The following is a 1,364-nucleotide window of genomic DNA, read 5'->3' as shown; positions in this document are numbered from 1 at the left end:
CCATGACGATGATCAGCGTCGCGACGCCGAGCATGATGCCGATGAAGGAGAAGCCTGCGATCACCGAGATGAAGGCTTCCTTGCGCCTGGAGCGCAGGTAGCGCCAGGCGACCATGCGCTCAAAGGCGGAAAAGGGACGGCTGGAGGACCTTTCAGGCCGCGCTGCGGCCTGCACCTGAACTTGCACCACGGCGGTCATCCTGCCTTCCCTCGCCTCATCACTTCTTTGCGGTCAGCTTGATCGCAGCTTCGACGGACATCAAGGACGGCGGTTCAGGGCGAGAGACCGAAAGGCAGGCTGACATAGCGGCGCCGAGTGGTCATTACGCCCGCGGCCGCATCATCACTTCATCTCTACGACCTTGCCGTCCTCGATCGTCACACGCCGATCCATCAGCCCGGCGAGTTCATGATTGTGCGTGGCGATCAACGCCGCGAGGCCCGACTGGCGCGCCAGTGCTTCCAGCGCTTCGAAGACGTAGCCGGCGGTTTCCGGATCGAGATTGCCCGTCGGCTCGTCGGCAAGTAGTACGAGCGGCGCATTGGCGACGGCACGCGCGATCGCGACGCGCTGCTGCTCGCCGCCGGAGAGTTCCGCCGGGCGGTGATCGGCGCGGTGGCCGATGCGCATGTAGTCGAGCAGCGCCCTTGCGCGGTCGGCGGCCTCGGCCTTGGCCAAGCCGGCAATCAGCTGCGGCATCATGATGTTCTCAAGCGCCGTGAATTCGGGAAGCAAGTGGTGGAACTGATAAACGAAACCGATCTCGTTGCGGCGGATGGCCGTACGCCGATCGTCGTTGAGGCCGCCACAGGAGACGCCATTGACCAGCACCTCGCCACCGTCCGGGCGCTCCAGCAACCCGGCGACATGAAGAAGCGTCGACTTACCGGTTCCCGAGGGTGCTACCAGCGCAACCGTCTCACCGCTTCTCAACGTGAAATCCGCACCCTTGAGGATGGATAGAAAGGTCTCGCCCTCTCCGTAGTGTCGCTCAACGCCGGTAAGCTGCAGTGCCACGCGCGCATTCATTCAGTTGATGTCCTTGTCATTCGTAACGCAGGGCTTGCACCGGATCGAGGCGCGAGGCGCGCCAGGCCGGAAAGATCGTGGCGAGGAAGGAAAGGGTGAGCGCCATGACGATGACGAGAGCAGTCTCATCCGCATTCATGTCGGCCGGGAGTTGGCTCAGGAAATAAAGCTCCGGGCTGAATATCGTCGTTCCGGAGATCCAGGAAAAGAACTGGCGGATGGATTCGATGTTGAGGCAGACGACGACGCCGAGCGCCACGCCTGCGACCGTTCCGGCGACACCGATCGCAGCACCCGTCATGAAAAAGATGCGCATCACCGAGCCTGAGGTTGC

General features: G+C 62.7%; 1 protein-coding gene and 2 pseudogenes. All 3 read right to left on the bottom strand.

Features of this window, described 5'->3' with window-relative positions; translation table 11 throughout:
* Nucleotides 1-199: pseudogene (locus AB4Z53_RS35330) on the bottom strand (lipoprotein-releasing system transmembrane subunit LolC); the annotation flags it as partial.
* Between the two features lie 144 nt (nucleotides 200-343).
* Nucleotides 344-1,030: an ABC transporter ATP-binding protein gene (locus AB4Z53_RS35325; RefSeq protein ID WP_113541559.1), complete on the bottom strand. Its 687-nt coding sequence runs from the start codon at nucleotides 1,028-1,030 to the stop codon at nucleotides 344-346.
* Nucleotides 1,031-1,046: 16 nt separating this feature from the next.
* A pseudogene (locus AB4Z53_RS35320) lies at nucleotides 1,047-1,364 on the bottom strand (lipoprotein-releasing system transmembrane subunit LolC); the annotation flags it as partial.

It is taken from the genome of Ensifer sp. 2TAB8, from assembly GCF_052115125.1.
GTDB lineage: Bacteria > Pseudomonadota > Alphaproteobacteria > Rhizobiales > Rhizobiaceae > Ensifer.
This window is presented reverse-complemented; position numbering and strand designations above follow the sequence as displayed.